Genomic DNA, 24284 nt, shown 5'->3' on the forward strand with positions numbered 1-24284 from the left:
TTGAGCGTCACATCGGTGCGAAATGAAGCGCCCTACCTGTTGGAGTGGATCGCGCACCATCGCGGCGCGGGGCTGACGGATTTTCTGATCTACTCAAATGACTGTGATGATGGCACGGATCAGATGTTGTCATTGCTGGCGGACGCAGGCGAAGTGGTGCATGTGCCGCATGTGCCAGAGCCGGACAAAAGCATCCAATGGCAGGCGTTGCGACAGGCCTGGAAACATCCGCTGCGCAAGGTGGCAGACTGGATCATGGTCACGGATGTGGATGAGTTCCTCAACATCCATGTGCCGGGACATCAAATTCCTGATCTGCTGGGCAAAGTGCCAACAGACACCGATGCGATCATCATGCCGTGGCGCCTATATGGCAACAATGAACGTGTCGCCATTGACGATGTGTCGGTCACCGAACAGTTCATCCGCTGCATCCCGGCGGAAGCGCAATACCCGGTGGCGGCCAGCCTGTTCAAAACCCTGTTTCGCGCCAAGGGGCCTTTCAACCAGCTGGGCGTGCATCGTCCCAAGCAGAAAGACCCGGACAAGGCTGGTTGGCCCAAAATGGTCGATGGCTCTGGCCAACCCGTGCATCCGTTTCTGGCCAAGACCCCGCAGCGCTTGTCACTCTATGACCTAGGCGTCGCGCGGGACTTGGTGGAGTTGAACCACTACGCGGTGCGCTCGGCAGCGGCCTTTGTCGTGAAGCGCGACAGGGGGCTGCCCAACCGCGCGACCAAAAAGGTCGACCTCGCTTATTGGGTGGAGCGCAATTTCAACACCGAAGAAGACACCTCCATCGCAAAGATGCGCCCGGCAACGGAGCGGGAGCTGCAGCGATTACTGGCCATTGAAGGCGTCGCAGAGGCGCATGCCGCTGGTGTCCGTTGGCATCAAGAGCGATTTCAGGCGTTGATCGCGCAGCCGGAGGTGCAGGAACTGATGTCGCAAATTCTTTGTGCCGGCAGCAGTCAGGTGCCCCCTCGCGATTTGCAGCGGCAGTTGGTAAAGTGGTATCAATTGGCCAACTATAAGAATTCCTGACACAAACGTGCAGGCAGGCAGGGTAAAACAAGGGCCACAGCATGGGCAAAGCAGCGTTTCATTATCGCGAATTGTCACACACGCAGGTGTCGGGCAGCACGGTGTTGTCATGCCTAAAGCTGGATGAGGCCAAACAGCCCGAATGCATGGCCTTCTTTAAAACAGGCCTCACAGAGAACGCTCTGAAGGCCGGAACAAAAACCAAAATTTCAAACCTTCGCAGCGTTGGCAATGGGTTGATCGTGAACCTGACCTACGAAAGCGACGCGCCAGCGGTCAAGGTGAATGGCCAAGAAGTCAGCCTGCCGATGCAGCCTCAAGAGCTGGATGTCTTTGCCGCGCTCAATGTGATGCTAGCAGTGCGCACCGGCGAGACCGCACAGGCCACCTTGGACTGGCTGCGCTACCACGCCCGCTATCACAACCTGCAAGGCGCGGTGATCTTGGATCGGGCCGAACCGGGCACCGACGCGGCCTATCTCGAAGAGTTGGAGGCCGGTGTGTCCATCATTGCCGGGCTCAAGCAGGTCATGGTGCTGCGTGCTGACACGCCATTGGGCGCTTTGGACTTGCCGTCGGAAGCTCATCCTTTCAACGCCCCTGATGCACCTGGCAAAGACCGGATGGAGATTCCGTCTCCCAGCCCATGGGACTCGCCGCTGGCCGAATTGCAACTGATCGAGATGATCCGCTACCGCTGGCTCAACACCGCGCGCGCCATTGCTCTGTTGGATATTTCCGATCTGGTCATGCAGATCAAAGGCAAGGGTACCAAAGGCCGGACTCTGTTTGATATGGCAGTGAAGTCTTCGTCCGGTGTGGTGACATTGGTCGGGCAGCACTGCTACCCATGGCGGGTGCGCAATGACGACGCGGTCAGCCATGGTGACCACATCTGCGTGCAGTTTGACGCGGCCAAAATGCGCCGCCGCTGGGTGGTGGCCCCGCAGAAGACCGGACCTGAGGTGGTCTGGCGCTTGATCCGCGTGGTTGGCGCGAAACCCGAAGCAGACGAATGGGTCAAATTCTACCGCTGCATGGGCCTGCGCCACCCCACTGACAGTGTCGGGCAGATTGTGCCCAAGACCTCGCTGATTGAAGAGGCGGAGCTGATCAAACTGTCTAAAAAGAAGTTTGACCACAAACCGATCCGCATGCCGGAAATCGCCGCCCCCAAGGTAAACCCGGCGGCCAACGATGTGGCGATAATCACCTGTATGAAAAACGAAGGGCCGTTTATCCTTGAGTGGCTGGCCTATCACCGCGCCATCGGGGTGAAGGACGTGCTGGTCTACACCAATGACTGTAACGATGGCACCGATACCTTCTTGGATCTGTTGCAGGACAAAGGCTTTGTGCAGCACCGGGAAAATCCGTTCAAAGGCACCAATCTCAAACCGCAACACGCCGCGCTTCAGGCCGGGGAGAAAGAAGAGATCATCCAAAACGCCGATTGGGTGATTTCCATGGATGTGGATGAGTTCATCAACGTCAAAGTGGGGGACGGTACGCTGCCCGCGCTGTTTGAGGCGGTGGGCGATGCCAATTTGATTTCCTGTACGTGGCGGTTGTTTGGCAACTCAGATGTGCATGAGTATGCGGACGAACCGTTGATGGCGCAATTCACCCGCTGTGCCCGTGAAATGACGCGCAAACCGCATCAGGCGTGGGGCTTCAAAACGCTTTACCGCAACATTGGCCTGTTTAAGAAGCTGGGTGTGCACCGGCCCAAAGGGCTCAATCCCCAGCTTTGGTCCCACATCAACTGGGTGAACGGCTCCGGCCAACCGCTGCCCAAGGACATGTACCGCAACGCCTGGCGCTCCACGACTGACACCATCGGCTATGATCTCGTGCAGCTTAACCACTACGCCGTGCGTTCGGCTGAGAGCTTCTTGGTGAAGCGGGACCGAGGCCGCGTGAACCATGTCGATCGCGATCAGGGCATGGCTTATTGGTTCCGGATGAACAACAACACCGAAGAAGACACCTCGATCCAGCGCATGATCCCGGCGATGCAGGCGGAGATGGATCGGCTGTTGTCGGACCCTGAGATTGCCGAGGCACATGCGTTTTCCGTGGATCGCCACCGCGCCAAAATCGATGCGCTCAAGGAAACTTCCAACTACAGCAAGTTCTATGACGACCTGACCAGCGCCCGTCAGGAACGTCTGGCACGCCTGCATCCGCATTTTGGCGCCAACGTCTTCTTGGCTGGTCCTGAGGTCATCCCCGATTGGGTGGTGGAACGCGATTTGCCGGAGGACTTCTTCTTCACCGTCGAGAAGCAAGACACGGCGCACTAGCGCAAATTGTCGTGGAATTTCCGAAGACAGCCCAATGGTTTCCGGGTAAACTGTTTCCAAAGTAAGAACAAAGGTTGAGGTAAAATGGCCAAACTTCCCGAAATCGCGTCCCTATGGATTGGCGGGCAGCTTTCCTGGTTGGAGCAGCTCTGTCTGAAATCCTTTGCGGATGCGGGCCATCACACCACGCTTTACAGCTACGAAGAGATCCCAAATGTACCTGAAGGGGTGCATGCGGCGGATGCGGCGGAGATTTTCCCGGGCGAGCCAATGCACCGCCACGCGCGCACCGGCAGCCCGGCAATTCATGCCGATCTGTGGCGGCTCAACATGCTGAAAAAGACCGACAAGATTTGGGTGGACGCGGATGTCTATTGCTACCGCCCGTTCAACTACACCCGCAAATCAGTGTTTGGCAGGGAAAAAGAGGGGCTGGTCTGCAATGCCGTGCTTGGTCTGCCAAAAACCTCCAAAGCGCTCGATGCGATGTTGACGTTTTTTGAAGACGAATACGCGATTGGCCCGTGGTTGAAGCCTTGGCAACAAAAAGAGCTTCAGGCGGAGAAGGACGCAGGGCGTCCGGTGCACATGACCGAGCAAAACTGGGGCTTTACCGGCCCAGCGGCGGTGACCTATTTCCTGCAGCAGTCCGGCGAAATCAAATATGCGGAGCCTGAAACGGCGTTCTATCCGGTGTCGTTCAAAGACCGCAACAAGATGATCCGCAGCGCGTTTGACATTGAGAAAGACTGGCTGACCGAGGAGACCAAGGCGGTGCATTTCTGGGCGCGTCGGATGAAGCCGCGTTTGGAAGAGAAAGAGAACAACCGCCCGCGGCGCGGCTCGTTTATGCACAAGGTCATGCAAAAGCACGACATTGAACCGGATGCGGCCCTGATCCCACCCAAGAAGAAAACCGCCAAAGCCCCGATCACCGATCCGGAGTTTCAGGCCAAGGTGGCCATTGAGTCGCTGAAAGGTGAGGCTTCGGTCGAAAAACTGTCGCGCGATTTCCTGGTGGAAACCGGGCAAATCAAACAATGGCGAAACCAGCTGATCGAGGGCGCACCCAGCCTTTTTCGGGAGGGCTGAGCGTGGCGGACGGTGATACAAAACCCGACGCGCCCAGCCAAACCGACTGGCAAAGCAATCTGAAAGAGATCGGCGCAGAACGCGGGTTTTTTGAGGAGTTGGGCGAGGAACACTCAGCGCTATATATCAAACAGGGCAAAACCCTGATTGTGACCTTTGAAAACCTCGACCATGTCTATGAGGACAGTGCCGAGCGCATGCCGTGGGGCTACAACTTCGTTACCGCGCGCGGCTGGTCGATGCTGGGCATGATGGCGCATGGTTGGTCGTGGTATCGTGACGAGGCGGTGTTTGATTTCTTTGACCGGCTGCGCGACGAATGTTTTTTCGAGCAATTCGACAAAGTGGTGTTTTACGGCGCGTCGATGGGCGCCTATGCGGCCTCAGTCTTTTCTGCGGCGGCCCCCGGCGCAACGGTCATTTGTATCTCCCCACAGGCGACGTTGGATCGCGAGATTGCCAGTTGGGAAACCCGCTACCGCAAAGCCTGGCACCGGGACTTCAGCGGGCGCTATGCCTATGGGCCGGACATGATTGCCGAGGCCGGTGAGGTGAATATCTTCTACGATCCTCGCATGGGTCTGGACGCAATGCACGCCGCGCTGTTCCGTGGCGACAACGTACGCAAATACCGCTGCCGCTATATGGGGCACCGGATTGCCTCGCTCTGGATTATGTTGGGACTGTTAAAGCCGGTCATCGAGAGCTGCGTGGCCGGGGACATGACCGCGCCCAAGTTCTACAGCATGATGCGAGCGCGGCGCGATGTAGGGCGGTACCAGAAAGAGATGCTCAAAACGGTTCTGGCGGACGGGCGACCGTGGCTGATCGCCACCTACTGCTCAGCCGTGCTTGCGCGCCGACGCGGGCCAAACTTCCGCAAAGCCTTGCGGGCTGCCCGCGCCAAAATGGGGGGCTAAGCCCCCTTACACGCCACGCAACGTATCGCCAAAGCTGATGGTGGGGGCTAAGGTCACCTGACCCTCTTTTTCCACGTCGTTCACCCGCGCGGCGATGATCTCCGCCGCCTTGGTGCCAATCTCGCGGCGGCAGGCGTCCATCGTGGCCAGCTGTCGTGGCAAGCCTTGCAACAGCTCGACACCGTTGAAGCCCGCCAGACCAATCTGGCCCGGGACGTCGATGCCTTTCTCCAAAAGGTAGAGCAGACCGCCCGCGCCAATCATGTCGTTGCTGTAGTAGATGAAATCCACATCCGGGCTGCGCTCCAGCACCGCTTCGGTCATCTCGCGGCCTTTCGCCAGCGCGGACCCGCCGGAATAAAATTCTCGATCCACCACCTCAACGCCGGATTTGGCCAGCACTTCGGTAAAGCCTTCAAAGCGTTTGCGAGCGCGGTGATCGAGCGGCATTTTGGTGCCTAGGAAGGCGATTTTCTTATAGCCGGCTTTCAGGATTGCGGCGGCCATTTCTCGGCCAGCGCGGCGGTGCGATATGCCCACCATGGCGTCCACAGGATCACCATCGGTGTCCATGATTTCCACCACTGGAATGCCGCTGGCGTTGAGCATCGCACGGGAGGCTTCGGTGTGCTCCAGTCCAGCGATGATCACACCAGAGGGCCGCCAGGACAGCATTTCGTAGAGAACTTTCTCTTCTTTTTCAGGGAGGTAATCTGTCACGCCGACAACCGGCTGCAACTCGGTGTCTTCCAGAACCTGGCTGATCCCACTCAGAACTTCAGGAAAGACCATATTTGACAGGGACGGGATGATCACCGCCACAAGGTTCACCCTCTGACTGGCCAGCGCCCCGGCGATTTTGTTGGGCACATATCCCAGCTCTTTGGCCGCTGTCAGTACCTTGTCGCGTGTGGCTGCGGACACGTCCCCGCGGTTGCGCAACACGCGGCTGACCGTCATCTCGGACACCCCCGAAGCTTCAGATACGTCACGAAGGGTCAAGGAACGGTTTTTCTGAGTCACTGATATTCTTCCCGATAAGACTATCGGAATGTTACCGCGATCAGTTGCGCCTGTTCAAGCACTCGCTGCCTGCGCACATGCGCACAGTTAACAGGACTGGTTACATGTCCGCCGAAATAGCAAAGCTCTCTACTGGCTCCTTTACGTTGTGCAAGGAGACAGGCCCAAGTGGTTTGCTGTCAGGGGCGTGTTGCGCTACGCGGCCGGAGGCCACGATGCGGTGACCCACGGTCTTACCGTAGTCGCCGAGGCGGGCCGCGATGTTGGCCGGGCGGCCAATCACGGTGAAATCCAGCCGTTCCTGAGAGCCAACGTTGCCGTAGGTGACCTGCCCGTAGCAGATGCCAATCGAGCATTCACAACAACGATTTGGGTCTTCCTCGCGCAATTCAGCCAGCTTGGTAACAATGTCGCGCGCGGCCTGCAAAGCCTCGGCGCCTGCATCGGTGCCATCTTCGGTGTCGGGGAATACCGCGAGCACAGCGTCGCCGATGAATTTCAGAACCTCGCCGCCATGGGCATGCACAATCGAAGACGCGGTATCAAAGAAGGTATTGAGCAACTCGATGTAATCCTTGCGCCCCAGTTCTTCTTCCAGTCGGGTGGAGCCGCGCAGGTCGCAGAACATGATCGCGGCGTCGATGTCATCGCCATCGCCCCGCCGGATTTCGCCGCCCAGTACCCGTGCCCCGGTGCGGCGTCCAACGTAAGTCTCTAGCAGGGACTGGGCGTTTTCTTTCTGGGTAAACACCTCAAAGAAGCGGCTGATCACGGTGGAGACTTCAAAGATCAGTCCAAGGTTGGCGGTGGTGAAGCCTTCGGGATGGTCGCTGGTCAGCGTCAGCACGTTGATTTGCCCATCGCTAAAAAACAGCGGCATCGCCACATAGTCCGTCGCGCCTTCGGCTTTCAGGTCCTCCATCACCGGAAACTGCATCTCCGATTTGGCGCAGGTGAGTTTCTGCCGCACACCTCCAAGTCCCTTGGAGACATAGCTCAACGGGCTGTTTTTGAAGGACGGGTGGTCATAAAGTTCGTAGGACGGCGCAAAGGTGGTGATCTCTTCTTCGTCGCGTTTCCAGATGTAGTTCTTCCCGGCAATCATTGGGTGCAGCGACCAGATCATCGCGCTCATCCGGGCCACGGCAATGCCGTGCTCGACCATCTTTTTGCCCAAGGTACCAATGAAGTCCTCCGGCGTGGTCTCAAACGCCGCCCCGCGCATCAGCCAATCCACCAGCGGCCCGGTGATATTGCCATCCGCCACCGGATCAAGCTCCACGCCGCCCAGGTCAAACTCCACCTGCGCACCAGGCATAAAGCCGATATGCCCATTGATCGCGCGGCTTTCCGGCATGGCGTCGTCGTAACACCAGACGCCATTGTAAATAGTCTCGCCATCTAGCATCAGGTCATGATAGCGCGCCGTGCCTTTGAACGGGCAAAAGGTCTGCAACTCGGTCTCATTCGAAAGTGGCGTCAGAATGTCTTCTCTAGGAATGTAGATCTGAGGCGCCAGCCGGGTCTCATACATCACCTTGGCATTGGTGCTTTCCGCCAGAACCTGCCCGTTTCGCAAAACCCGCACCGTGGAGGCAATCGGTTTGATCTCAATCCCGTAGCCCGCGTTGGCGCCAAAACGTGAACCTTCCATGCCCTGATCCTTCCCTGATCGTCACCCCTGTCACGCAGTCTCCCCTATGTGGGGAGTGAACAAAAGGCAAACAAGAGGATGGGCGGCACATCAAGAAATTGTGTGCCGCACCTGTTAGAGCACTTCTATCACATCTTTGTCGATCGAGAGCACATAGCCTTTGCGGGCGATGTTCTTGACGAGGAGCTGGCTCACCATCTGATTACCCAGGGAGTCCCGCAGGCGTTTGATGCGCGTTGCTCCGGCGGCCTCTTCGCAATCGGTGGCCGGTTTGCCGGAGATCATGCTTTCCAGCTCAATACCCGACAGCACGTCATCATCCATACGCGCCTCGGCCAGCACCGACAACGTCTCCATCGCCGCGTCGGTCAGCTTGAAGCCCATCTCGTTGAGGTACACGGTTTTCTCCTCGCGGCTGACAATCAGCGAGGTTACCTGAATGCCCGCACGCTCGATCTGTGCCATGCGGCGGTTCATGGTGATGAGCCCAACCAGAAACACCAGCGCAGCAATCATCATGCCGGTGGCGAACACTAAGAGCACCAAAATCACCATGCGATAGCTGGCAAGCGTGTCGGCAAAGGCGGTGCCGGATTGTGCAAGAATTTCGAGCAGTTTGATTTCCGCCTGACCGGTCAGGTCATCATTGGCCAGAAACAGCGCCTCGACGCGGGCGTTAAACGCATTGGCATCCGGCAAGGTCAGCAGCAACAGCGCTGCGCAGGCCAAAAGGATCAGAACAATCGCCCCAATCCCAAGTGCCACGATCCGCCCACCGCTGCGCCGTGTTTCAATAACGGAGGTAGAATTGTCCTGCACTGTCTTCCTTTCCGGAGAGCTCTGAGGCGTCAAACACCGAGAGCACGTTTAACAAGGTCCATCCGTCTTTCCCAATGCGGGCGGCAACTTCTTGCTTTGCAGATCCGGCGTCACAGCCGTTTTTGAGATCGATCACACCGTAGTGCAGGCGCAACGGGGCGTCTTTCTTGGCTTTGTAATCGGCATAGCAGTCGGCCGCATGCGCCGCATCAGGCGCTGCAAGGGCGGCGACCAGCGCGGCAATACAAAGGCTATATGTCATGAGCTGTTTCATGAGCCGACCTTGGCGCAAAGACGCCCTGTTATTCAATAACCAAGTTGGTTTGAGTACCTGATATCTCATAACAAGATGCTGATATTGTGAGATTTTTGGAGTTGCGGCGAAAACGGATGGGCAAACCGGCGCACAGCCCGGACAACATTCAAAAAACAGGACTTCGCCATGACTTCCAAGACGTTTATCGCCTCCGTACTGAGTATCGCCATCATCCTCACCGGCGCCACAGCCCCGCGTGCCCACGCTATGGATGAAGACGCCATCGCCGCGCTGCTGTTTGGTGTGACCGCGCTGGCTGTGATCGGAGCCGCCGTGGCGGACAACAAGAAATCAGACCCGGCTCCGGTGGTGTCTAAACCAGCGACCAAGCCGAAACCCAAAAAGACCCACAAACCCAAGAAGAAGCACAAAGCCTGGCTGCCAAGCCACTGTGCCAAGCGGTTTCAAACTCCAAAAGGTCGCATCATCCAAGGCTACGGCCAGCGCTGTCTGTTTCGCGCCCAATACCCGGCCTACCGCCTGCCAGAGCAGTGCTACTTCAAGCGCAAAAGCGCCCATGGCCGGATTGCTGGCTACCGCAGCCAGTGCCTGAGCAACAACGGTTACAAAGTGGTTTGGCGTTAACCTGATCCCCACCATCGAGCGGTGTGCAAGCCGACAGTAAGATCGGCAACTGGCCGGGCAGACGAGGGGCTGCCCGGCTTTTTTCTTGCCTTTGGCCCCATGGAATGCTTCTCAACACAGCATGACAAAAGAGATCACCGCCCCCGACTTTTCCCTAGAAGAAGCTGCCTTTGCCCGTGGCCTAACCCGCGTGGCCGGCGTGGACGAAGTCGGGCGAGGTCCACTGGCCGGACCCGTGACGGCGGCGGCGGTGGTGCTGAACCCGAACAATATCCCTGCCGGTCTCAACGACTCCAAGAAACTGACCGCCAAACGGCGCGAGGCACTGACCGAAGAAATCCTGGACGTGGCCGATGTCTGCATCGCCCATTGCACGGTCGAAGAGATCGACGAACACAACATTTTGCGCGCTAGCCACATCGCCATGGAACGGGCCGTCGCGGGGTTGAACTCGGCGCCGGATCACCTGCTGATCGATGGCAATTTGATCCCCTCTGGATTGCAAATCTCATCCGAAGCAATCGTCAAAGGGGACGCGCGGTCACTCTCGATTTCTGCCGCGTCCATCGTGGCAAAAACGGCGCGTGACACCATCATGATGGATTTGGCGCAACAGTTCCCTGGTTACGGATGGGAAACAAACGCCGGATACCCGTCCAAAAAGCACAGAGAGGCGCTGGTCGAACTGGGGGTGACCCCACATCATAGGCGTTCGTTTAAGCCTGTGCACAATATCTTGTATCAAGCGAAAAACTAACTCTCTGATTCAAAAAAGAAATTGACGCCGAATCACGTTTGACTCAAACTTATCCACATAACGAGCGCACCAAAAAAACCGCGCCGTAATGAGGCAGAGAATGAAAACGATGACCAAAGCGAAGGGCGCATCCGCGCTCCCGATCAATAGTATATTGTCCGGCGACTGTATCGAAGTGATGAACAGTCTGCCTGAAAACTCGATCGATCTGATCTTCGCAGACCCGCCATATAACCTTCAGTTGAAAGGCGAGCTGCACCGTCCAGACAATTCCAAAGTGGACGCGGTTGACGACGAGTGGGACCAGTTTTCGAGTTTCACCGCGTATGACAAGTTCACACGCGAATGGCTGAAGGCGGCCCGCCGTCTTCTGAAACCCAACGGGGCAATCTGGGTGATTGGCTCCTACCACAACGTGTTCCGCATGGGCGCGGAACTGCAGAACCAGGGCTTCTGGATTCTCAACGATGTGGTCTGGCGCAAGTCCAACCCGATGCCAAATTTCCGTGGCAAACGCTTCACCAACGCGCATGAAACCATGATTTGGGCGTCCAAATCCGAAGGCGCGAAATACACCTTCAACTACGAAGCGCTCAAAGCGCTCAACGAAGGTGTACAGATGCGCAGCGATTGGGTGCTGCCGATCTGCACCGGTCATGAGCGTCTGAAAGATGAAAACGGCGATAAGGCACATCCGACGCAGAAACCGGAGAGCCTGCTGCATCGCGTGCTGGTGGGCTCCACCAACCCCGGAGACGTGATCCTTGATCCGTTCTTTGGCACCGGCACCACCGGCGCTGTCGCCAAGATGCTGGGTCGTGAGTACATCGGCATCGAACGCGAAGCCGCCTATCGCAAAGTGGCCGAAAAACGCCTGAAGAAGGTGCGCAAGTTTGACCGCGAAGCGCTGGCCGTGACCGCCTCCAAACGTGCCGAGCCTCGTGTGCCGTTTGGTCAACTGGTTGAGCGCGGCATGCTGCGCCCCGGCGAAAACCTCTATTCCCTGAATGGCCGTCACAAAGCCAAAGTCCGTGCCGATGGCACGCTGATTGGCGACGACATCAAGGGATCCATCCATCAGGTTGGTGCGCATCTGGAAGGCGCGCCAAGCTGTAACGGTTGGACCTACTGGTCCTACAAACGCGAAGGCAAGAAGGTGCCTATCGACCTTCTCCGTCAGCAAATTCGCGCAGAAATGGCGGCACGTCCCAACTAACCTGCTTTGCGTTATCCCAAGACCCGGGTCGTCTGTTGCCCTTGCCAGAATGGCAAACCCGCGCACAGACGATCCGGACCCAACGCAAAGCGCTCTGGGGCGCGTCAACTTCCATACCACAGATAACCAATACCGCCGGATGCCTGTAGCCGAACTGACTACGCAGGTATCCAGACTTCCCCGCCGAACTCCGGCGGGGTTTTTTTGTGCGGCGCAGGGGGTGTAAGCTGCCCCATGGTCACCTATCTCAGCCGAGGACAACGGAGAGCCAGCCAATGGTCGAGCAGACTCAACAAGACAAGCCGGTGTATCTGGATCGGTTTGAGGACGGCGAAGAGCGCACCGACAGCTACACCGAGGCGGTTCTTGAACGTCACAAGCGGGAAGGTCTGGACTTGGCTGTAAAAGCCCGCTGGGTGGCGATGTCCATCATTGGCGTCTTCCTGCTGTTCACCGTGCATTGGCCGGAAGTCTTCTATTACGAGTTCATCCTTTTTCTGCTTTGCGTGAACGGCTGGCTCATTCGTCGTGCCGGTCGGGTGGGGCGCTCCAAGCTGGAACTCTTCCTGATCTTTGTGGATCTCCTGCTGATGGTGGTTGGCATCATTGGTCCCAATCCGATTGGGCTGGATGATTGGCCGCAGGCGATGCAGTACCGCTTTGGTAATTTCCAGTACCTCTTCTTGATCTTGGCGATGGGCACTTTGGCCTATTCCTGGCGCACGGTGATTGCGATTGGCACCTGGACGGCTGGCATGTGGGCTGCGGCTTTGGCGCTGTCGATCTGGCTCACTGATCCGGTGCCGGTCATGAGCGATGCCATTAAGTTTGCGCTCCCCGGCTGGCCGGACCTCGCGCATATTCTCGACCCGAATAACTTCAATGTCCGCCTCCGCATTCAGGAGATAGTGGTCTTCCTTCTGGTCGCGTTGACGCTGGGCATCTCCATGCGGCGTTTCAACGGGCTGCTGAGGTCCAATGCGGCGCTGGAACGGGAGCGCACCAACCTGTCACGCTACTTCTCTCCCAACGTGGTGGAGGAGTTGAGCCAAAACGACGAACCGCTCAAACAAATCCGCTCCCACAACATCGCCGTGCTTTTTGTGGATATTGTCGGCTTCACCGAGTTCGCCGCGACCCGCAAACCGGAAGAGGTGATCGAAACCCTACGCGACTTCCACGGGCTGATGGAGCGCGCGGTGTTTGCCCATGAAGGCACGTTGGACAAATATCTTGGCGACGGTTTGATGGCCACCTTTGGCACGCCCAGCCCGTCTGATCACGACGCGCAAAACGCGCTGCGGTGTGTGCGACAGATGATGGCGGATGTAGACGTCTGGAATGACGCGCGCATCGTCAAAGGCCAGCCGCCGCTAAGGGTCGGTTTTGGCGCGCACTATGGTCCCGCGGTTCTCGCCGACATTGGCGCCAACCGGTTAGAGTTTGCCGTGGTCGGCAACACCGTGAATGTGGCGTCCCGTCTGGAAAGCATGACACGCGGTCTGAACGCCCGACTGGTGATCAGTGATGGCATGCGCTCCGAAGTGCTCAAAGAGGGTGGTGACGAATGTCTGGATGGCCTCCAGAGGTTCACCGATCAGGACGTGCGCGGCGTGGCGGAGAAGCTCACCGTCTGGGCCTTTGAGCGGCCGGATGACCACAACGTCTGATCCCTATCTAGGCATCGGATTCTTGGCCTTGTTGTAGGGCTGCCAATTGGTGATTTCCGGATAATACATGTCCCGCCACTTGCGCACGCGCGGGTTCATCACCCGTTTCCACACGGGCGGGATCATCGCCGCGATTGTCATAATCGGATAGCCAAAGGGCAACTGCGGCGCCTCTTCGTCCGTATAGTTTTGCAAAAGCGGAAAACGACGGTCCGGTTTGTAGTGGTGGTCTGAATGGCGCTGCAAGTTGATCAACAACCAGTTTGAGGCTTTATGAGCCGCGTTCCAGCTGTGATGCGGTTTGACATGCTCATATTTACCTTCGCCAAGGTGTTTTCGTGTGAGCCCATAGTGCTCCACGTAGTTCACCAACTCGAGTTGCCAAATTGCAATCCACGCCTGCCAGATGAACAAGGCAACTCCCAGCCAACCGCCAAGGAGAAGCGCCAGCAACAGCATCCCGCCCTGCAGCGCCCAGTAACGGAAAAACGGATTGGACAGGTCGGTCCAAGGCAGCTTTTTACGCGCCAGCATGGCTTTTTCGGCATTGAAGGACGATTTTAGTGACCCAATCAAAACACGTGGAAAGAACCGGTGAAAGCCCTCGTTGTAGCGCGCCGTGACCGGGTCTCGCGGCGTGCCAACATACCGATGATGCACCAACAGGTGCTCGCTGCGGAAGTGCGAATACAGCACCATCGACAATAGGATGTCTCCGAGCCAGCGTTCCGCTTTGGGTTTTTGATGCATCAGCTCATGGCTGTAATTGATGCCGATTGTACCACTGATCACACCAACCCCAAAGAACAGGCCAATAAGCGCGCCGGTGCTGAGGTGGTCCGCCCGTGTGGCATAGAAGATCAGGCCAAAGATCGTGATGAACTGCACCGGCGCCCAAATCAAAGTGACCAGTTGATACCACTTTAGCTGGTCATCGCTTGTGTCGAGATCCGCGTTCTCAAGGTTGAGCCCTGTGACTGCGTCCAGCGCCGCAAACAGATACCAGGTGGTGATCGGCACCAGCACCACCCACCAGCCGCCCAATCCGGCGGTGGTCCAAACGAGTGGCACGAGAAGAAGCGAGCACCAAAAGGGCAAAGCGCTGGTGAACTTGGCAACGTGAGAGGAGGCGATCATAACCACAGTCCTTTGACTTCATTGCGCAAACTATGCGGCGAACCGCGCGTATGTGCAATGAGGTCAAGTGCCGCGATAGAGATCAAAAGCTTTGCGCATTGCCGTGGGTAAATTGCCCGCATCAAATTGTTCGGCGTCAACAAACCCACCAACGGTGGCTTCGCGGTCCATTGGCACCAGCGCGGTTTTCACCGTTAGGCGCAGATGGAAATGCGTAAATGTATGCCGCGCCTCAGCGTTCAGCGTTTTCCACTCCGCCTTGATGGGGGCGTCATGTTTGGGCGCTTCCCCTTCGGTCCACTCTGACCCGGGCCATCCCAGCATACCGCCCAGCAAGCCACTGTCGGGCCGCGTTTCCAGCAAGAAAGCCCCGTCCACACGTTTGGCGATGTAGACAACGCCGTGGCGGATGGGTTTGGGTTTCTTGGGCGTTTTCTTCGGCAATTCCGCTGCTGTTCCAGCCGCCTGTGCTTGACACGGGGAGCGCCACGGGCACAGCCCACAAGCCGGATTGCGCGGCGTGCAAATTGTTGCGCCAAGGTCCATCACCGCCTGCGCATAGTCTCCGGGGCGTTCGTTTGGGGTGAGTTCAGCGGCTTTCTCGGTCAACTCGGGCTTCGCCGCAGGCAATGGCGTATGAATGTCAAACAGCCGCGCCATGACGCGTTCGACATTGCCATCCACCACCGTGGCGGGTTGGTCAAAGGCAATTGCCGCCACAGCGCCCGCTGTGTAAGGCCCCACGCCCGGCAGTTTGAGCAACTCTTCCACAGTGCCCGGAAACACGCCGTCATATTCCGCCACCACGAACCGCGCGCATTTCAATAGGTTGCGGGCCCTCGCGTAGTATCCAAGCCCCGCCCATTCCGCCATGACATCCGCATCTTCTGCCGCCGCCAAATCCCGCACCGTGGGCCATTTCGCTGTGAACCGCTCAAAGTAGTCCTTCACCGCCGCCACAGTGGTCTGCTGCAACATGATCTCCGACATCCAAACCCGATACGGGTCCGGCTGTACCCCTCTGGCGCGGTCTTTTGGCCCCACCCGCCACGGCATCTTCCGCGCGTTGTGATCATAGAACGTCAGCAGGTCGGCGCTGTTTGGCCTATCACGCAAGTTTTATCCTCACTTGGGTTGGGTTTCACTGGCGCCCTCGCGCCGAGCCACTAAAATAGCGACCGACCAAAGGATGCAAGACCAACATGCGCAAAGCCTCAACCAAAGGGTTTTCCCGCACCTCTTCGCTGCTGCAAGAGCGCATCCGCAAAGCCAGCGAAAGCAGGGGTTTTGCGGAATCTCGTGTGTTGACCCATTGGGCAGAGATCGTTGGCGAAGACACCGCGCGCATCTGTCAGCCGGTGGATGTGAAATATGGCCGCCAAGGGTTTGGCGCCACGTTGACGGTGCTGACCACTGGCGCGCAGGCACCGATGCTGGAAATGCAAAAAGAAACCCTGCGCACGCGCATCAACGCGGCTTACGGCTACAACGCCATCACCCATATGCGCATCACCCAAACCGCGCCCACTGGCTTTGCCGAAGGGCAGGCGGTCTTTGGCGCGGCGCCCAAGGCCGAAAAGCCCAAACCCGATGCCGCCACCTGTGCTGAGGCCGCCGAAGTGGCCGCGCCGGTGGGCGACGATGACCTACGGCAAGCGCTGGAACGCCTTGCGCAAAACGTAATCTCAAAGAACAAAAACGCAAAGAGAGGCTCTGAATGAACCGTTTTATCCCTGCAATCGCCGCTGCGGCTGTCGCCGTTGCTGGCGGGGCTTACTGGCTGAGCAACACGCAAACGTCCGCAACCGAGACGGCGTTTAGCCTGCCGGAAATCAGCAACATCCAAACGGTGTCTTCCGAAGGCGCAGCCAACGAGCACGGCATTGTCGAAATGGTCATGGGCTCTGAAGACGCGCCAATCACCATCATTGAATATGCGTCCTTCACCTGTCCGCATTGTGCGAGCTTCCACGAAAATGTGTTGGAGCCGTTGAAGGCAGACTACGTTGACACTGGTAAAGTGAAGTTCGTATTCCGCGACGTGTATTTTGACCGCTACGGCCTCTGGGCCTCTATGGTGGCGCGCTGTGGTGGTCAGGAGAAATTCTTCGGCATGACCGACATCCTGATGAAAACCCAGAAAGACTGGACCCGTGCCGGTGATCCTGTGGCGATCTCTGACAGCCTGCGCAAAACCGGCCGTCTGGCAGGTCTGGAAGACGATCAACTGCAGGCCTGCCTGCAGGACGAAGACAAAGCCAAAGCGCTGGTGGCCTGGTTCCAGGAAAACGCCGCAGCTGATGACGTGAACTCCACGCCAACGCTGATCATCGACGGCGAGAAACACTCCAACATGAGCTACAATGATCTGAAAGAGATCCTTGACGGCAAACTCGGCGGCTAAGCCATATCCATTTGACCGGGCGGGTTACGCTTGCCCGGTCACCCCGATGCGTTCCAGAAGCGCATCAATCGGCGTCCACTCCTGCAATTCCAACCGCACCGGTAAGGTCAGCACCTGTGGCCGCACTTCTAGTGGCAGGCGCACGGCGTCCTTTTCAGTTGTGACCAATTGCGCGCCCATCTTTTGGGATTCCGCGTAAAGCCGTGAGAGCATGGCAGGTGGCAGCGCCTGATGATCGGCCAGAGCTTCCGTGTGCACCAATGTGGCACCGAGGCTGCGCAGGGTCTCAAAGAATTTTTCCGGATGTCCAATACCGGCAAAGGCAAAAAACGGTGTTTCCGTCCAATCCATGCCGGTTTGCAGCGGCACCAATGCGCCTTTAGCGTGTGGCAAGGTCACTTGCGTGCCCCAGGTTTCGGCAAATCTGACCTGTGCGGCATCGTTACCAATCGACAGAACCACGTCGCCTCGCGCCATGCCTGCTGCCACCGGCTCGCGCAAGGGTCCCGCCGGGATGCAGCGCCCGTTGCCAAATCCGCGATGCGCATCCACGACAATCACGCTGGCGTCTTTCTGCACGGAGGCGTTCTGAAAGCCGTCGTCCAGCAGGATGACATCCGCCCCAGCCGCCTCTGCTGCCCGCACGCCCTCGGCGCGGTCTTTCGACACCCAAGTGGGGGCAAAGGCCGCCAGCAAAAGCGGCTCATCCCCAGTTTCTTCCGCCTTGTGTGTGCGTTCGCTAACCTGCACCGGACCTTCAAGCGTTCCGCCATAACCGCGCGAGACCACATGCGGGGTCTTTCCCATGCCAATCAGCCGTTGCGCCAAAGCGATGGTGGTGGGCGTCTTGCCAGTCCCACCCGCATTGATGTTGCCGATACAGATCACCGGCACCGAGGCCTTATAGCCATCCGTTTTGTTAACGCGTGATTGGGTGGCCTTGGCGTAAATCCCCCCCAAGGGGGCCAAAAGCCGGGCTTGCCAGCCGGGGCGGTTGGGGGTGTTGGACCAGAACAGTGGCTCCCTCATGCAGGCTCCTCCTGCGTGTCCATCAACATATGCGCGTGCTCAAGTACTTTGTCTGACACCGCCGCGCTGTCTGACACCACTTGCCAGCCCGCGTGGGCCATGGCCGCCACCTGATCCGGTGCGGCCAAAAACATCAAGGCGGCGGTCAAACTGTCGGCGTCTTTCACAATGCGCGCGGCACCAACATTGGCCAGCCTTGTGTAACTTCCCAAATAGCGCCGCACCGATGGTCCATAGAGGATCGCGCTGCCCAGAGCCGCAGGCTCCAGTGGATCGCGCCCACCGGCACCGGCGATCAATGAGCTGCCCACAAAACTGATCGGCGCAATGCGATACCACAAGCCCAACTCGTCGGGCGTTTCGGCAAAGAGCACCTGCGTGTTTTCTTCGGGAAAATCGCCATTGTCCCAATCCGCCACGCGCCAGCCGCCTGCCGCGATGGTGTCGCGCATACTCTGCGCATTAGCCGGATTGTCCGGCACCACCACCAGCAACATCCGGAACGACAGTCGTAAAACCGCGCGATAGGCGTTGAGCACGGTTTCCAGTTCTTCCGGCTGCAAACGCGCTGCCAGCCAGACCGGTCGCCCGGCCAAACAACCGCGCAGCTCGTCCAGATCGCTTTCACGCACCGGCAAGGCCGGGGCTTCTTCCATCAAGGTCCCGCTGATCTCGACTTTGGAGCTGTCGCCGAGCAGCTTGCGCAGGCGAATGGCTGTGGCCTTGTCTTGTGCGAAGACCGTGTTGAACCGCGACAAAGTTCCGCGAATAGGCTCCGGTCCCCAACGCCGTTTTTGATCCAGCTTGGGGCGATGCACTTCCAGCATCATCGAGGGGATATCGCGTGTGCGCACCGCATCAATCAGCGCGGGGCGAATGCTGGACCCTAGCCAGATCATGATTTCCGGCTGCCAATGCGCCAGAAACACGGCGATGTCGGCAGGGCTTTCAGAGGGGCAAGGTTGCCAGATCACACCATCAGGCAGCGTCTGGGTCAGCGGCACATCATGAGGGGTGGTCAATAGCACCCGCGCATCTGTGCGCTGCGCTGCCAGTCGTAGGCCCAATTTGGCCAGGGTGCGCGCGCGTGTGGGATCGGTGCTGTGCAGCCAGATGACCGCGCCTTTGGGGCGCGGACAGTCAATTGCGGCCAGCCTTGGGGGCTGGCGGCGCGCAAACGCAAGATACGCCGCAAGGCCAAGCGAGCGCGCCATCCGGAAATCTTACCCGAGTTCTTCGGTGGAGGAGGCCGCCGCCTGCTCATCCCGCAGACGGTGCAGGTGCGCAATGAAGTAGCGCATGTGGGCGTTGTCCACGGTCTTCTGCGCTTCGGCTTTCCACGCGTCATAGGCGCTTTTGTAGTTCGGGAAGATGCCAACCACATGGATGTCATCCACATCTTTAAAGGCGGTTTTTGTCGGATCGATCAGTTCGCCACCAAAGACGAGGTGCAGTCGTTGTGCCATTTGTGGGCCACTCCTGTGAGGTGCTGAATTGGCCGCAACCTACGGCGCTTGGGCCAAAGCCTCAAGGGGAGGAACGCGCCCCTTGGCGCAAGTTTGACAGGAATTGCCCCCCATTGCGCCGTGTCGCATGGCTTTGAGCTGCGCTTTTTGCTAGAGCGCGCGGCATGAAACCATTTTTGATCCTGCAATTGCGCCCCGAAACCGTTGCCTCGGATGCGGAGTTCCGCGCCTTTCTTGAGAAAGGCGGGCTTGCGTCAAGCGAGGTACACCGCGTGTCGCTGGATCAGGAAAGTTTGCCAGCGGATCTGGATTTGCACAGCTACTCCGGCGTGATTGTTGGCGGCGGTCCCGGGTGTGTCAGCGATTGCCCGACCAGCCGCGATCCGCTGGAGGCCAAAATGGAAGCGCAGGTGATGTCACTCATGCCGCAGATTGTCGGCGAGGACATTCCGTTTCTTGGCTGTTGCCTTGGCATTGGCGTTTTGGGCCACCACCTGGCGCAAGCTGTTTCCAAGGATCGCTATGGGGAAGAAGCGGGACTGGCGCGTTGTTCCCTGACGCCGGATGGGCAAAACGACCCGCTGCTCGAGGAGGTGCCGCAAGAGTTTGACGCGTTTGTTGGCCACAAGGAGGCACTGCAACACTTGCCCGAAGGCTGCACCCATCTTGTGCAATCTCCGTTTTGCCCATTCCAGATGATCCGCTATCGACGAAACGTCTATGCCACACAGTTCCATCCTGAAGCGGATGGTGCGGAGTTTGCCAACCGGCTCAACATGTATCGGGACAAAGGCTACTTCCCGCCGGAAGAAGTGGACCGGCTTATGGCCTTATGTCGCGCGGCAGATGCGTCCGCCCCACCCAGGATTGTTGCCAACTTTGTGCGCCGTTACCGGGCGGCGTGAGCCGGAGCCAGCGCTGCACAAATCTGATCTTTTAATGGTTTTGGCGCTGCAATCACACCGGCCAAGCGCGGATCGGGATTGTTGAACCGCAGCGGTGCGCCATTGCGGTCTGCCGTCGCAGCGCCCGCCTCACGGATGATCAAATCGCCTGCGGCCACGTCCCATTCCCAGGTGGGGCGCAGTGTGACCATGGCGTCAAATCTTCCCTCCGCCACCAGCGCGGTGCGATAGGCCAGCGATGGGCGATAGCCGCGTTTAAAGTCTGGCGGCGTCCCTTGCCAATGGGACGCGTCCATCACCGGACGGGCCACCAAAACTTTGGCCCCTGTCATGTCAGACCGCGCGCCAGAGGTGATCGACGTGCCATTCAAAAACGCGCCCTGACCTTGTGCCGCGCTATAAAGCTTGTTCCTGCGCGGCAGGAACACCACGGCTGCCGTGACAACACCGCGCTCGGCTATGGCCAACGCATGGGCCCAAGTGTCGGAGCCTTCGATAAAGCTGCGGGTGCCATCAATGGGATCAACAATGAAGGTTTTCTCCGCGTGGACGCGGTCACCTTCATCCAAAGATTCCTCGCTCAGCCAGCCATAATCTGGCCGTGCGGTGCGCAGCGTGTCTTCCAGCATGTCGTTGACCGCGAGGTCGGCCTCGGTAACTGGTCCCGCCCCTTCCGGCTTGTGCCACGCCTTGGCGTCCGGCCCGCTGAAGCGGGTGGCAATCTCGCCCGCCCGCTGCGCCGCCACGATCAGCAGATCAAGATCAGTTTCCGGCAAGAGTCATCCCCGGAATGAGCAGCGATGGCACGACGCGCGACAGATAGCTGCGGGCATCATTAGCAGGCACAATCGACATCATCATGTCGTGCAGGTTTCCTGCGATTGTGCATTCGTTCACCGGATAGGCAATCTCGCCGTTCTCGATCCAGAACCCAGCTGCGCCACGGGAATAATCACCCGTTGTCGGGTTGATGGTGGAGCCAATCAGCGAGGTCACCAGAAGGCCGGTGCCCATGTCCTTGAGCAAATCATCGCGGCTCTTGTCCCCTTGGGTCAGCGACACGTTCCAGCTGCTTGGGGAGGGCGGCGAAGAAATCCCACGGGCGGCATTGCCGGTGGAGGCCATGCCTAACTTGCGTGCGGTGGCCAGATCCAAGGTCCAGCCGGTCAACACCCCGTTGTCGATGATCGCACGGCGCTGAGTTGGCAGGCCTTCGGCATCAAACGGACGGGAGCCGGACACACGTGGGCGTTTTGGGTCTTCGATCAGCGACAGTCCGTCCGGCAACACCTGCTGACCCAGCTTCTCCCGCAACCAGGAAGAGCCACGCGCCACCATGCCGCCGTTGGCTGCGGCCAGGACATGGCCGATCAGCGACGATGAAATACGCTCATCAAACAGCACCGGAAAGCTGCCGGTTTCCGGCTTGCGGGCGTTCAGCCGCTCCACCGCGCGTTGCCCCGCGGAGGTGCCAATTTCGGTTGGATCGCGCAGGTCGTTTTGAAAAATCCGGGAGTCGCCATCATAGTCGCGTTCCATGGCCTCGCCTTCACCGGCAATGGCGGTGGCGTAGATGCCCCGGCTGCTGCGAGTATAGCCGGCGGCAAACCCGTTTCTGGCGGCCAAAAACACTTCGCTGCTGCTGTAGCCGCCGGTGGCTGATTGCACTTGCGTCACGCCCTCAACTGCCATGGCGGCGGCTTCGGCGGCCATCGCATCCGCTTGCAGACTGGCTGCGGCAGGCTCATCCGTCGGATCGTTGAGTTCCAGCGCGGCGATGTCCAAATCCTGCGCCAGCTGGTCTGTATCGGCCAAACCCACATAGGGGTCTTCCGGCGCTTCCTTGGCCATCGCCACCGCACGTTCCGCCATGACGGCGATGCTTTCCGCACGAGTGTCGGAGATCGAGACATTGGCCTGTCGCTGACCAATCAGCACGCGCAACCCAAGGTCCACACCTTCGGAGCGTTCCGCCTGTTCCAACTTGCCTTCGCGCACATCAATCGACACAGACGTGCCGCGCATCACCATTGCATCTGCCGCTTCGGCCCCAGCCGCCTTGGCCGCGTCCAACATGATCTCTGCAAGCTGCTCGGGAGTCTGCGCCATAAAATGCCTCGTGTTTGGTTTCGTGACAGGTAGTCGGCCTACGCCAAAGGCGCAAGCCTGCTGACAAGTTAGCGCCGCTGCAACACCTGGAAGGCCGCCGAGGCCATCCAACCCGCCGCAATGGCAATAGCCAATGACATCAAACCGTAAAGCAGCGGTTGATTGCGGGACATGTCAAACAGCCAACGTTCCAACCCCACCTTGTTCACATTGATCACGGTCTCGTAGTTCGAAATCACTTTGCCGCCGCGCGTCAGGAAAATCCGCGTGGGATAGTCCCCTTCGGTCAGGTTTGCCGGCATTTTGATCGAGGTACGGAACAGGGTTTGCTCATCCACCGACACCGAGTTTTCGAGCACCTGATAAGCGCCTTCGTCAGTACGGATACGGATCACTGCCTCGCTGAAGCTCTGCGCATCCTCAATGCCCATTGGCGCGCCAACCGAGCGGATCGCACGCGGGATCGACACGCTGTGGCGTTGGTCCTCCACGTTTGACATCGCTTCGTTGAAGGGGGCAGACGTGGCAACGGCATAAAAACTTGGCGCGTGGTCAATCTCCACCGCGTCGGTGTTCACCCAAATACCAAACTTGCGTTCCTTGCGGCGCACGGTCAGCGGACCACTGGGGCCGGACACCGCAATCACCACCTCAAGCGGCGGGTCCTGCAAGATCGGGCTTTCGCGTTTCACCGCGCCAAACAACAGGATTTCGGAGCCATCAAAGTCGGCCGTGATGGCCACCTGATCTTGGCTCAAGCCCAGCACAACCTCTTCGGCCACAACCGGCGTTGCAACCAAGAGCAACAGGGACAATAGCAAGCGTTTCATGCTCAATGCCCTCCCGCCGCGCCGATGGAGAACAATTCGCTGGGCTCCAGCAACAGATCCAGCGCCAGTTTGGCGCACACCAAGATGACCAAAAGCGCCAGCAAAATCCGCAGTTGCTCCGCTTTCAGGTATGTCCCCAGTCGCGTGCCAATCTGCGCGCCAATCACGCCGCCAACCAGCAGCAGGACCGCAAGCGCGATGTCCACCGTGTAGTTGGTGGTTGCGTGCAGCAATGTGGTGAAGCCGGTCACAAAGATAATTTGGAACAGTGACGTGCCCACAACCACTTTGGTTGGCATGCCCAGCAGGTAGATCATTGCAGGCACCATGATGAAGCCGCCGCCGACACCCATGATGGCCGAGAGGATACCCACCAGAACTCCCACCATCAGCGGCGGGATCACCGAAATATACAGCCCGGACACACGGAACCGCATCTTGAGCGGCAGGCCATGCACCCAGTTGTGCTTTTTGCGTTTGGGAGGCCCGGCGTTTTTACGCGACTTGCGGATGGCGTTCAGGCTTTCAATGAACATCAAGGAGCCAATCACGCCCAAGAAAACAACGTAGCAAAGCCGCACCAACAGGTCGACCTGACCTTGAGATTTCAAATAGTTGAAGATCACCACACCCAGCGCCGCGCCTATGAGGCCGCCGGAAAGCAGCACCGTGCCCATCTTCAAATCTACGGTCTTGCGCCTGAGATGCGCCAACACGCCACTGAAGGACGAGGCCACAATCTGGTTGGCCTCGGTGGCGACGGCCACGGCGGGCGGGATGCCGATGAAAAACAGCAGGGGCGTCATCAAAAAACCGCCGCCAACCCCGAACATACCGGACAAAATCCCAACCATGCCGCCCAACCCGAGCAGCAAAAAGGCATTTACGGAGACTTCGGCGATGGGGAGGTAGATCTGCATATTTTTTGATAGCGCCAGTGGGGCCGCAAAAGCAACCTGTCTGGATCGCTAAATCACTGACAGGCCAGATCAATGCCCGCAA

24 protein-coding genes are annotated in these 24284 nt (G+C 58.5%); 11 read left to right on the top strand and 13 right to left on the bottom strand.

What is annotated here, in order from left to right; genetic code table 11:
• The 4 genes from MK208_RS08665 to MK208_RS08680 all read left to right on the top strand — a co-directional run bounded on the left by MK208_RS08665 (nucleotide 1) and on the right by MK208_RS08680 (nucleotide 5362).
• Nucleotides 1–1044 (top strand): glycosyltransferase family 2 protein, encoded by a 1044-nt coding sequence (locus MK208_RS08665; protein WP_294115957.1) that lies wholly within the window; start codon nucleotides 1–3, stop codon nucleotides 1042–1044.
• Between the two features lie 41 nt (nucleotides 1045–1085).
• Nucleotides 1086–3350: a glycosyltransferase family 2 protein gene (locus MK208_RS08670; protein WP_294115958.1), complete on the top strand. Its 2265-nt coding sequence runs from the start codon at nucleotides 1086–1088 to the stop codon at nucleotides 3348–3350.
• Nucleotides 3351–3434: 84 nt separating this feature from the next.
• A complete protein-coding gene (locus tag MK208_RS08675) occupies nucleotides 3435–4442 on the top strand; it encodes a hypothetical protein (protein WP_294115959.1) in 1008 nt (335 codons plus the stop codon).
• A gap of 2 nt (nucleotides 4443–4444) precedes the next feature.
• On the top strand, nucleotides 4445–5362 hold the full coding sequence (locus MK208_RS08680; RefSeq protein WP_294115960.1) for a phosphoadenosine phosphosulfate reductase: 918 nt from the start codon (nucleotides 4445–4447) through the stop codon (nucleotides 5360–5362).
• A 6-nt stretch (nucleotides 5363–5368) separates the two neighbouring features.
• Here the strand turns inward: MK208_RS08680 and MK208_RS08685 are convergent, their stop codons facing one another.
• The 4 genes from MK208_RS08685 to MK208_RS08700 all read right to left on the bottom strand — a co-directional run bounded on the left by MK208_RS08685 (nucleotide 5369) and on the right by MK208_RS08700 (nucleotide 9120).
• Nucleotides 5369–6364, bottom strand: a complete 996-nt coding sequence (locus tag MK208_RS08685) for a LacI family DNA-binding transcriptional regulator (RefSeq protein WP_294115961.1) — start codon at nucleotides 6362–6364, stop codon at nucleotides 5369–5371.
• 121 nt (nucleotides 6365–6485) lie between these two features.
• Entirely contained in the window at nucleotides 6486–8039 is a 1554-nt protein-coding gene (locus tag MK208_RS08690; RefSeq protein WP_294115962.1) for a DUF427 domain-containing protein, read from the bottom strand.
• Nucleotides 8040–8153: 114 nt separating this feature from the next.
• Nucleotides 8154–8858 carry a hypothetical protein gene (locus MK208_RS08695; protein WP_294115966.1) on the bottom strand — a complete coding sequence of 235 codons (705 nt, stop codon included), beginning with the start codon at nucleotides 8856–8858 and terminating at the stop codon, nucleotides 8154–8156.
• Complete coding sequence (locus tag MK208_RS08700) at nucleotides 8830–9120, bottom strand: hypothetical protein (RefSeq protein ID WP_294115968.1); 291 nt, start codon at nucleotides 9118–9120, stop codon at nucleotides 8830–8832. The genes MK208_RS08695 and MK208_RS08700 overlap by 29 nt, the downstream gene beginning before the upstream one ends.
• Before the next feature lie 180 nt (nucleotides 9121–9300).
• Between MK208_RS08700 and MK208_RS08705 the strand changes: the two genes are divergently transcribed.
• The 4 genes from MK208_RS08705 to MK208_RS08720 all read left to right on the top strand — a co-directional run bounded on the left by MK208_RS08705 (nucleotide 9301) and on the right by MK208_RS08720 (nucleotide 13402).
• Complete coding sequence (locus tag MK208_RS08705; RefSeq protein WP_294115970.1) at nucleotides 9301–9759, top strand: hypothetical protein; 459 nt, start codon at nucleotides 9301–9303, stop codon at nucleotides 9757–9759.
• Nucleotides 9760–9880: 121 nt separating this feature from the next.
• Nucleotides 9881–10516 carry a ribonuclease HII gene (locus tag MK208_RS08710; RefSeq protein ID WP_294115972.1) on the top strand — a complete coding sequence of 212 codons (636 nt, stop codon included), beginning with the start codon at nucleotides 9881–9883 and terminating at the stop codon, nucleotides 10514–10516.
• 100 nt (nucleotides 10517–10616) lie between these two features.
• Nucleotides 10617–11732 carry a site-specific DNA-methyltransferase gene (locus MK208_RS08715; RefSeq protein ID WP_294115974.1) on the top strand — a complete coding sequence of 372 codons (1116 nt, stop codon included), beginning with the start codon at nucleotides 10617–10619 and terminating at the stop codon, nucleotides 11730–11732.
• Nucleotides 11733–12007: 275 nt separating this feature from the next.
• A complete protein-coding gene (locus MK208_RS08720; RefSeq protein ID WP_294115975.1) occupies nucleotides 12008–13402 on the top strand; it encodes an adenylate/guanylate cyclase domain-containing protein in 1395 nt (464 codons plus the stop codon).
• Nucleotides 13403–13405: 3 nt separating this feature from the next.
• On the opposite strand, the gene MK208_RS08725 is transcribed toward MK208_RS08720, so the two are convergent.
• Nucleotides 13406–14539: an alkane 1-monooxygenase gene (locus MK208_RS08725; RefSeq protein WP_294115976.1), complete on the bottom strand. Its 1134-nt coding sequence runs from the start codon at nucleotides 14537–14539 to the stop codon at nucleotides 13406–13408.
• A gap of 63 nt (nucleotides 14540–14602) precedes the next feature.
• On the bottom strand, nucleotides 14603–15655 hold the full coding sequence (mutY, locus tag MK208_RS08730) for an A/G-specific adenine glycosylase (RefSeq protein ID WP_294115977.1): 1053 nt from the start codon (nucleotides 15653–15655) through the stop codon (nucleotides 14603–14605).
• Nucleotides 15656–15741: 86 nt separating this feature from the next.
• Here mutY and MK208_RS08735 point away from each other — a divergent pair, with 86 nt between their 5' ends.
• A complete protein-coding gene (locus MK208_RS08735; protein ID WP_294115978.1) occupies nucleotides 15742–16260 on the top strand; it encodes a DUF721 domain-containing protein in 519 nt (172 codons plus the stop codon).
• Nucleotides 16257–16943, top strand: a complete 687-nt coding sequence (locus MK208_RS08740; protein WP_294115979.1) for a DsbA family protein — start codon at nucleotides 16257–16259, stop codon at nucleotides 16941–16943. The genes MK208_RS08735 and MK208_RS08740 overlap by 4 nt, the downstream gene beginning before the upstream one ends.
• Before the next feature lie 24 nt (nucleotides 16944–16967).
• On the opposite strand, the gene lpxK is transcribed toward MK208_RS08740, so the two are convergent.
• From lpxK to MK208_RS08755, 3 genes are read right to left on the bottom strand one after another with little or no spacing between them, the layout of a single operon-like run.
• The gene (lpxK, locus tag MK208_RS08745) at nucleotides 16968–17972 is read right to left on the bottom strand and encodes a tetraacyldisaccharide 4'-kinase (RefSeq protein ID WP_294115980.1); all 1005 of its coding nucleotides are present in this window, start codon (nucleotides 17970–17972) and stop codon (nucleotides 16968–16970) included.
• Nucleotides 17969–19186: a glycosyltransferase N-terminal domain-containing protein gene (locus tag MK208_RS08750; RefSeq protein WP_294115981.1), complete on the bottom strand. Its 1218-nt coding sequence runs from the start codon at nucleotides 19184–19186 to the stop codon at nucleotides 17969–17971. The genes lpxK and MK208_RS08750 overlap by 4 nt, the downstream gene beginning before the upstream one ends.
• A gap of 9 nt (nucleotides 19187–19195) precedes the next feature.
• Nucleotides 19196–19438, bottom strand: coding sequence for a DUF4170 domain-containing protein (locus tag MK208_RS08755; RefSeq protein ID WP_294115982.1), 243 nt, complete (start codon nucleotides 19436–19438; stop codon nucleotides 19196–19198).
• Nucleotides 19439–19602: 164 nt separating this feature from the next.
• On the opposite strand from MK208_RS08755, the gene MK208_RS08760 reads away from it, so the two are divergent.
• A complete protein-coding gene (locus MK208_RS08760) occupies nucleotides 19603–20343 on the top strand; it encodes a glutamine amidotransferase (RefSeq protein WP_294115983.1) in 741 nt (246 codons plus the stop codon).
• Here MK208_RS08760 and MK208_RS08765 read toward each other — a convergent pair.
• The 4 genes from MK208_RS08765 to MK208_RS08780 all read right to left on the bottom strand — a co-directional run bounded on the left by MK208_RS08765 (nucleotide 20328) and on the right by MK208_RS08780 (nucleotide 24202).
• Nucleotides 20328–21119: a 3'(2'),5'-bisphosphate nucleotidase CysQ gene (locus MK208_RS08765; protein ID WP_294115984.1), complete on the bottom strand. Its 792-nt coding sequence runs from the start codon at nucleotides 21117–21119 to the stop codon at nucleotides 20328–20330. The genes MK208_RS08760 and MK208_RS08765 overlap by 16 nt on opposite strands.
• Nucleotides 21106–22452 carry a TldD/PmbA family protein gene (locus MK208_RS08770; protein WP_294115985.1) on the bottom strand — a complete coding sequence of 449 codons (1347 nt, stop codon included), beginning with the start codon at nucleotides 22450–22452 and terminating at the stop codon, nucleotides 21106–21108. Before MK208_RS08770 ends, MK208_RS08765 begins: the two co-directional genes overlap by 14 nt.
• Before the next feature lie 68 nt (nucleotides 22453–22520).
• Entirely contained in the window at nucleotides 22521–23282 is a 762-nt protein-coding gene (locus tag MK208_RS08775) for a TIGR02186 family protein (protein ID WP_294115986.1), read from the bottom strand.
• Nucleotides 23283–23284: 2 nt separating this feature from the next.
• Complete coding sequence (locus MK208_RS08780; RefSeq protein WP_294115987.1) at nucleotides 23285–24202, bottom strand: sulfite exporter TauE/SafE family protein; 918 nt, start codon at nucleotides 24200–24202, stop codon at nucleotides 23285–23287.
• Nucleotides 24203–24284: the final 82 nt, after the last annotated feature.

The sequence above is a fragment of the Shimia sp. genome (assembly GCF_022448905.1).
GTDB lineage: Bacteria > Pseudomonadota > Alphaproteobacteria > Rhodobacterales > Rhodobacteraceae > Shimia.

Excerpts from the sequence above, each read along its gene's own strand:
- MK208_RS08675 (WP_294115959.1), top strand. The coding sequence starts at position 3,435 with ATGGCCAAACTTCCCGAAATCGCGTCCCTATGGATTGGCGGGCAGCTT.
- MK208_RS08740 (WP_294115979.1), top strand. The coding sequence starts at position 16,257 with ATGAACCGTTTTATCCCTGCAATCGCCGCTGCGGCTGTCGCCGTTGCT.
- lpxK (WP_294115980.1), bottom strand. The coding sequence starts at position 17,972 with ATGAGGGAGCCACTGTTCTGGTCCAACACCCCCAACCGCCCCGGCTGG.
- MK208_RS08750 (WP_294115981.1), bottom strand. The coding sequence starts at position 19,186 with ATGGCGCGCTCGCTTGGCCTTGCGGCGTATCTTGCGTTTGCGCGCCGC.
- MK208_RS08705 (WP_294115970.1), top strand. The coding sequence starts at position 9,301 with ATGACTTCCAAGACGTTTATCGCCTCCGTACTGAGTATCGCCATCATC.
- MK208_RS08775 (WP_294115986.1), bottom strand. The coding sequence starts at position 23,282 with ATGAAACGCTTGCTATTGTCCCTGTTGCTCTTGGTTGCAACGCCGGTT.
- MK208_RS08715 (WP_294115974.1), top strand. The coding sequence starts at position 10,617 with ATGAAAACGATGACCAAAGCGAAGGGCGCATCCGCGCTCCCGATCAAT.
- MK208_RS08690 (WP_294115962.1), bottom strand. The coding sequence starts at position 8,039 with ATGGAAGGTTCACGTTTTGGCGCCAACGCGGGCTACGGGATTGAGATC.
- MK208_RS08670 (WP_294115958.1), top strand. The coding sequence starts at position 1,086 with ATGGGCAAAGCAGCGTTTCATTATCGCGAATTGTCACACACGCAGGTG.
- MK208_RS08735 (WP_294115978.1), top strand. The coding sequence starts at position 15,742 with ATGCGCAAAGCCTCAACCAAAGGGTTTTCCCGCACCTCTTCGCTGCTG.
- MK208_RS08700 (WP_294115968.1), bottom strand. The coding sequence starts at position 9,120 with ATGACATATAGCCTTTGTATTGCCGCGCTGGTCGCCGCCCTTGCAGCG.
- MK208_RS08780 (WP_294115987.1), bottom strand. The coding sequence starts at position 24,202 with ATGCAGATCTACCTCCCCATCGCCGAAGTCTCCGTAAATGCCTTTTTG.
- MK208_RS08770 (WP_294115985.1), bottom strand. The coding sequence starts at position 22,452 with ATGGCGCAGACTCCCGAGCAGCTTGCAGAGATCATGTTGGACGCGGCC.
- MK208_RS08755 (WP_294115982.1), bottom strand. The coding sequence starts at position 19,438 with ATGGCACAACGACTGCACCTCGTCTTTGGTGGCGAACTGATCGATCCG.
- MK208_RS08725 (WP_294115976.1), bottom strand. The coding sequence starts at position 14,539 with ATGATCGCCTCCTCTCACGTTGCCAAGTTCACCAGCGCTTTGCCCTTT.
- MK208_RS08760 (WP_294115983.1), top strand. The coding sequence starts at position 19,603 with ATGAAACCATTTTTGATCCTGCAATTGCGCCCCGAAACCGTTGCCTCG.
- MK208_RS08710 (WP_294115972.1), top strand. The coding sequence starts at position 9,881 with ATGACAAAAGAGATCACCGCCCCCGACTTTTCCCTAGAAGAAGCTGCC.
- MK208_RS08720 (WP_294115975.1), top strand. The coding sequence starts at position 12,008 with ATGGTCGAGCAGACTCAACAAGACAAGCCGGTGTATCTGGATCGGTTT.